The following is a 6636-nucleotide window of genomic DNA, read 5'->3' on the forward strand; positions in this document are numbered from 1 at the left end:
CGATCGCCGGGATGTCCCAGCCGAGATTGGTGGCCAGCACCGAGGCGAGCTCGAATCCGCCGATCACGAGGGCGATGAACACGCTCATCGCGGTGATGACGACGTTGTAATACACCTTGCGCGCCGCGCCGAGGAACGCCCATCCGTAGGCGAAGTTCATCAGCACGCCGTCGACGGTGTCGAACAGGCACATACCCGCGGCGAACAGGATCGGGAGGGACAGGATCGCCCACCATGGCAGTCCCGCAGCCGCCGCGGTGCCGGAGATCACCAGAAGCGCCACCTCGGTCGCCGTGTCGAATCCGAGGCCGAACAGCACCCCGAGCGGGTAGATCTTCCACGACGCGTCGATGCGGTCGGCCATGCGGCCGAACACACGGTTGAGGAGGCCGCGCTTCGCGAGCTCCTCCTCGAACGCGGCTTCGTCGAACTCCCCCGTGCGCATCCTGCGGAACACGCGCACCATCCCGACTGTCACGAGGGTGTTGATGACGGCGATGATCACGAGGAACGAACCGGACACGGTGGGCCCGATGATCCCCGTGATCGTGTGCAGCAGTGACGCATCGTCGGTGACCTGCCCGGCGACCCAGCCCATTCCCGCGGCGAGCAGCACCGCGAGGGCGAACACGACCGATGAGTGCCCGAGCGAGAAGAAGAATCCGACAGCGAGTGGTCGCTTGCCGTCGGCGGCGAGCTTGCGCGTGGTGTTGTCGATTGCCGCGATGTGGTCGGCGTCGAACGCATGCCTCATGCCGAGGGTCAACGCGAGGATGCCGGTGGCCCAGCCGAAGACCGAGCCGCTCCCGCCCGCGCCCTCCCCCGTGATAGCGACATGCATTCCCGTCGCGGCGGCGACCAGCGCGATCCCCACCGCGAACAGTGTGAGGATGACCGCGCCCATCAGTGCGACCCGACGCCACCCACCCGCATCCAGCCGATAACTCGGTGCCGAGCCGGAGGCGGGGGCGTCGAGCAGCGACATGGCGGTCCTCCGGAGGGTCAGCGTCGGCGTCGTCGCCGCGTGGGGGCGACGCTACGCCCGCTCCCCCGCGTCCGCCCCCGGGCGGGCCGTGAGAAAGCGCCTCGTCAGGCGGATGCCCCGCCGGCGCCGTGGATCGCCGACCCCGCCTTCACCCGATCCGACGCCGTCGTGATGATGTCGATGAGCAGGTCAAGATCGATGTCGGCAAGGCTCTTGAGGTAGAGGCATCCCTTCCCCGCCCGGTACGCGCCGAGGCGCGCGAGCGCGTCCGCGTGCGCGTCGAGACCGTCGGGCACGTAGACGACCAGCGTCGACGCGCGGGCGGCGAAGCCTGCGGCCGGTGCATCCCCTTCGCGTCCGCTCGCGTAGCGGTAGTGGTAGCTGCCGAACGCGATGATGCTGCTCCCCCAGACCGTGGCGGGCTCCCCCGTCGCGCGGGCGAACCTCTCCAGGAGGAGGCGCGCATCGGCTCGGCGTGTCGCGACGGGGATCGCGGCGATGAGATCGTCGGGACTGAGGGCGCTCATGACGAGAGTCTGGCGCAGGGCGCGTGTGGCCGTCGAGCCAGGGTCGCGCTCACGACGACGGTGAGACCAGCACCCAGGTGCCGGCCTTCGCGACGCGGCCGTCGCCCGACGACGTGCCGGTGAGGCGGCGCTTCACCCATGGCACGACGTGGGCGCGGTAGTACGCCCAGCCGCCGGGGCCGGAGGGGGCCGCGGCATCCGGAAGCGACCACCACTCCCGCGGCGCCTCGAGCCCGACGCTCTCGATGACCCGCGCGGCGACACGGTGATGACCCCGCGCGTTCATGTGCAGGCGGTCGTCGGACCAGTAGTCGGGCCCGGCGAGTTCGCGGTCCGGCCAGTTGTAGGCCCGGATGATGTCCGGGCGGTCCGCGACGATCTCCTCGACCGCGCGCGACAGCTCGTCGCCGCGCCGTTGGATGAGACTCGACATCGGCAGCCTCGCCGACGGGTTCGCCCCCGACAGCAGGATCAGCTGCACGCCCTCCTCGTCGCACCGCCGGATGACGTGGCGGAACGCGTCGACGATCGAGGGGATGCCGGTGCGCGGTCTCAGCATGTCGTTGCCGCCGCCGTTGAACGACAGGTGCGTGGGGCGCAGAGCGAGCGCGGGCTCGAGCTGCTGCTCGACGATCGGCCAGACGAGCTTCCCGCGTATGGCGAGGTTGGCATATTCGATCGGCTCCCCCGCCGCATGCGCCCAGCCGGCGGCCGTGAGGTCCGCCCAGCCGCGCACCGACCCGTCGTCGAGCTCATCGCCCACGCCTTCGGTGAACGAGTCCCCGATCGCCACATATCGCACGGATGCCACGCGCTCACCCTACGCCGCCGCGGAAGGCGCGCGGACTACGCTGGGACGAGTGAACCCCCTCGCCCCCGTCGCCCCGAGCTGGCGGGCGTGGCTCATCTGGGGAGTCGGCGTCGCGGCCTATCTGCTGTCGGTCACCAACCGCACCTCGCTCGCCGCGGTCGGCGTCGACACGGCGGCGCGGTTCCACGCCGACGCGTCGACCCTCGCGATGTTCGCGGTGCTGCAATTGGGCGTCTACGGCGGCATGCAGGTGCCGATCGGCGTGCTGCTCGACCGCTTCGGCGCGCGCCCCATCATCGCGATCGGGATGCTCCTCATGGCCGCCGGGCAGCTGGTGATGGCGTTCTCCCCCAACGTCGGCATCGCAATCGCCGCCCGCATGCTCATCGGCGCCGGCGACGCGGCCATCTTCCCGAGCATCCTGCGCGTGGTCGCCGTATGGTTCCCGGCACAACGAGCCCCCGTGATGATGCAGCTCACCGGCATCGTCGGACAGGCCGGTCAGCTGCTGGCGATCCTCCCCCTCGCGGCGCTGCTGCACGCGACCTCCTGGACGATCGCGTTCTCGAGCCTCGCCTCCCTCTGCGTGCTCTTCGCAATCCTCACCTGGGTGATCATCCGCAATCGACCGCCGGGGCGTACCGCTGACGTCTCGGTCGACACCCGAACGGGCACGATCGCGGCGATCACCTCGACGATCGACAACCGTGTCGGCGTCCGGGCAGCGTGGTCGCACCCCGGCACACGTCTCGCGTTCTGGTCCCACTTCACGACCCCGTTCGCAGGAACCGCGTTCGTCATGCTGTGGGGAATCCCGTTCCTGACCTCAGGCGAGGGCCTCAGCACAGCGGGAGCCAGTGGCATCACGACGGTATATGTCGTGATCGGCATGGCGCTCGGGCCGATCATGGGGACACTCTCGGCCCGTCTGCCGATGCGCCGGTCCCACCTGCTCGTGCTGCCGAGCGTGGCCTTTCAGTTCGTGGCATGGATGGCGGTCATCCTGTGGCCGGGGACGGCCCCGGTCTGGCTTCTCGTCGTGCTCGCCATCGCGCTCGCGACCGGCGGACCCGCGTCGATGATCGCGTTCGACCACGCCCGCACGCACAACCCCCAGCACCGGCTCAGCACGGCGACCGGAATCACGAATGTCGGCGGATTCCTCGCCGCGCTGGTGGCGGTGTTCCTCATCGGTCTCGCGCTCGACCTGCAGGGGGCGGGAACTCCCGGCACCTACTCGTTGAACGCGTTCCGTGCCGCGTTCCTCGTACAGGTGCCCCTGTGGGCCCTGGGTGCCACCTTCATCGTGATCGAGCGGCGGCGCACTCGCGTGCACCTCGGTCTCGAGTCGCCCCGCACACCGCGCCGCTGACGCTCACTCACCAGAGAGCAGCTCCCGCACCCGCGGCACGACGACCGTGCCGTAGAGCTCGATCGAACGCAGCATCCGTGCGTGGGACAGCGTGCCGTTCGAGAACTTGAGATCGAATCGGTCGAGGTCGAGCGTGCGTACGGCGTCGGCGATCTTCTGAGCAACGCGCTCCGGTGATCCCGCGTAGATCGCACCCTCTGGCGAGACGTCGTGAGCGAACTGCGCACGGCTGTACGGGGGCCACCCGCGTTCGCGGCCGATCGCGTTGCGGTTGTACTCCATCGCCGGATACAGCTGCTCCCAGGCCTCCTCGTCCGTGTCGGCGATGTGGCCCGGCGAGTGCACACCGACGGGCAGCGCGCCGTGCCCGAACGACGCGGTCGCGCGATGGAACAGATCGACGTAGGGCCGGAAGCGGGCGGGCGACCCGCCGATGATCGCGAGCAGCAGGCCGAATCCATAGCGTGCCGTGCGCACCACCGACTCCGGACTGCCCCCGACGCCGATCCACGTCGGGATGGGGGTCTCCGTCTTGGGGAAGACGTCGGCGTCGGTGAGGGCGGCGCGGGTGCGACCCGACCACGTGACGGGCTGCTCGGCGCGAAGCTGGTGGAACAGGTCGAGCTTCTCCTCGAAGAGCACCTCGTAGTCGTGAAGGTCGTAGCCGAAGAGCGGGAACGACTCGGTGAACGAGCCGCGACCGAGGATGATCTCGGCCCGACCCGACGACACCGCCTGCAGGGTGGCGAACCGCTCGTACAGCCGCACCGGGTCATCGGAAGAGAGCACCGTCACCGCGGTGCCGAGGTGGATCTGCGACGTACGCGCCGCGGCGGCGGCGAGCACGATCTCGGGGCTCGAGACGGCGAACTCGCGGCGATGGTGCTCCCCCACGCCGAAGAACGCGAGCCCGGTCTCATCCGCCACGACGGCCTGCTCGACGACGTCGCGGATCGTCTGGGCGTCAGTGAGCGTCGCCCCCGTCTCATCGGCCGTCACGTCGCCGAAGGTGTCGAGTCCGAACTCCACCGCAGCGGCTCGGGATGCGTCATCCGTCATGGGTCACCCTTTCATTCAGGGGAATGGAACAGGATGCCGCGGCCCGGCATTCCCGTTCAGGGAACGAGGGCGCTGCGCAGCGTGTCGAGACCGACGCCGCCGATGTCGAGCGCCTTCTTGTGGAACGCCTTGATGTCGAACGCGTCGCCCTGGGCGGCACGGTACGCGTCGCGGATCTGCTCCCAGATGCGTTGTCCGACCTTGTACGACGGCGCCTGGCCCGGCCACCCGAGGTAGCGGTTCACCTCGAACCGGATGAAGGCGTCGGACATGTTGACGTTCTGACGCATGATCTCCAGCGCATAGTCGGCATCCCACGTGCCCGAGCCGTCGAGGCGCGGCTTGCCCAGGTGCACCCCGATGTCGAGCACCACGCGCACCGCGCGCATCCGCTGCCCGTCGAGCATCCCGAGGCGGTCCGCCGGATCCTCGAGGTAGCCGAGCTGCTCCATGAGGCGCTCGGCGTAGAGTGCCCAGCCCTCGGCGTGACCCGACGACCCCGCGATGAGGCGACGCCAGGAGTTCAACTGGGCGCGGTTGTAGACCGACTGCGCGATCTGCAGGTGATGCCCCGGAACGCCCTCGTGATAGACCGTCGTCAGCTCGCGCCACGTGTCGAACTCGGTGACGCCTTCCGGCACAGACCACCACATGCGTCCCGGACGCGAGAAGTCGTCGGTCGGGCCTGTGTAGTAGATCCCGCCCTCCTGGGTGGGGGCGATCATGCACTCGAGGCGACGCACCGGCTCGGGGATGTCGAAGTGACTGCGGCCGAGCTCGGCGACCGCGCGATCGCTCGTCTCCTGCATCCAGCGCTGCAGCTCGGCGGTGCCGTGGAGCTTGCGCGAGGCGTCGGCTTCGAGATGCGCGACCGCCTCGGCCACGGATGCCCCGGGCAGGATCTCGTTCGCGATCGACTCCTGCTCGGCGACCATGCGCGCGAGCTCCTCGACTCCCCACTCGTAGGTCTCATCGAGATCGATCGTCGCCCCGAGGAACCGCCGGGAGTGCAGGGCGTAGAGCTCGCGACCGACGCCGTCGTGCTCGAGCGCGACGGGGGTGAGCTCGGTGCGCAGCACCTGCGCCAGGTCGTCGTAGGCGACGCGGGCCGCACCCGCGGCATCCGTGAGCTCCCGCGCGAGCGAGGCCGGTAGGGCGCCGTCGGAAAGGGTCGCGCCGCCGACGAAGTCCGCGAAGAAGCCGTCCTCCGCCGTGTAACGGGCGATCTGACCGACGACCTCGTCGACCTGGCGACGGGCGGGCACCACGCCGGTGCGGATGCCTTCGCGCAGCGTCGACACGTAGCCGTTCAGGGCCGCGGGCAGTGCGCGCAGCCGCTCGGCGACCACCGTCCAGTCCTCGACCGAGTCCGTGGGCATGAGGTCGAACGCGTTGCGCAGCTCCTGCGCGGGTGAGGCGATCACGTTGAGGTCCCGCAGATGGGCGCCCGCGTCGTGGAGATCGACCTGCAGCTGCAGCTCGGAGCGGAGGTCGGCGAGGGTGACCGCGTCGATGTCGTCGACCGGCTGGGCATCGGACAGATCGCGCAGCACGGCGGTGATCGCGGCGTGCTTCTCCTGCTCCCCCTCGGGCGACAGGTCGTCGAAGCGGCCGTTGTGCTCGAAGCGTCCGATGTAGGTCGCGGTCATCGGCGACAGCTCGGCAAGCCTGTCGACCCATGCCTCCGCGATCGCATCGATCCGGGTGGGGGTGCGTTCTGCGTCGGTCATGGCATCGAGCCTAGGCATGCCGCCTCACGCGGGCCAAACCTGTCGCGCAGTTCGCCGCTCTCCTGCGGGCGACCCCGTGCGACGACACCGCTCCTGATGTGGCTCACCCGACGCCGATCCGCACGCGGCGGCCGCGGCGTCGATCCGCGCGG

6 protein-coding genes are annotated in these 6636 nt (G+C 69.8%); 1 reads left to right on the forward strand and 5 read right to left on the reverse strand.

Going from position 1 to position 6636, the window contains the following annotated elements; translation table 11 throughout:
- From ABT08_RS12430 to ABT08_RS12440, 3 genes are all read right to left on the reverse strand, one after another.
- Positions 1-985, reverse strand: a 985-nt coding sequence (locus ABT08_RS12430) for a HoxN/HupN/NixA family nickel/cobalt transporter (RefSeq protein ID WP_288115154.1), incomplete at its 3' end; no start/stop codon positions are given.
- A gap of 104 nt (positions 986-1089) precedes the next feature.
- Positions 1090-1512, reverse strand: coding sequence for a DUF1801 domain-containing protein (locus tag ABT08_RS12435; RefSeq protein WP_056209043.1), 423 nt, complete (start codon positions 1510-1512; stop codon positions 1090-1092).
- A 49-nt stretch (positions 1513-1561) separates the two neighbouring features.
- Positions 1562-2323, reverse strand: coding sequence for an SGNH/GDSL hydrolase family protein (locus ABT08_RS12440; RefSeq protein ID WP_200930902.1), 762 nt, complete (start codon positions 2321-2323; stop codon positions 1562-1564).
- A gap of 40 nt (positions 2324-2363) precedes the next feature.
- Between ABT08_RS12440 and ABT08_RS12445 the strand changes: the two genes are divergently transcribed.
- The gene (locus tag ABT08_RS12445) at positions 2364-3695 is read left to right on the forward strand and encodes an MFS transporter (RefSeq protein WP_045248188.1); all 1332 of its coding nucleotides are present in this window, start codon (positions 2364-2366) and stop codon (positions 3693-3695) included.
- A 3-nt stretch (positions 3696-3698) separates the two neighbouring features.
- On the opposite strand, the gene ABT08_RS12450 is transcribed toward ABT08_RS12445, so the two are convergent.
- Together ABT08_RS12450 and ABT08_RS12455 are read right to left on the reverse strand one after the other, a co-directional pair.
- Entirely contained in the window at positions 3699-4754 is a 1056-nt protein-coding gene (locus tag ABT08_RS12450) for an LLM class flavin-dependent oxidoreductase (RefSeq protein ID WP_288115156.1), read from the reverse strand.
- Between the two features lie 56 nt (positions 4755-4810).
- Positions 4811-6484: a DUF885 domain-containing protein gene (locus ABT08_RS12455; RefSeq protein ID WP_288115158.1), complete on the reverse strand. Its 1674-nt coding sequence runs from the start codon at positions 6482-6484 to the stop codon at positions 4811-4813.
- Positions 6485-6636 lie beyond the last annotated feature (152 nt).

It is taken from the genome of Microbacterium sp. SCN 71-21 (assembly GCF_001725695.1).
GTDB classification, from domain to species: Bacteria; Actinomycetota; Actinomycetes; order Actinomycetales; family Microbacteriaceae; genus Microbacterium; species Microbacterium ginsengisoli.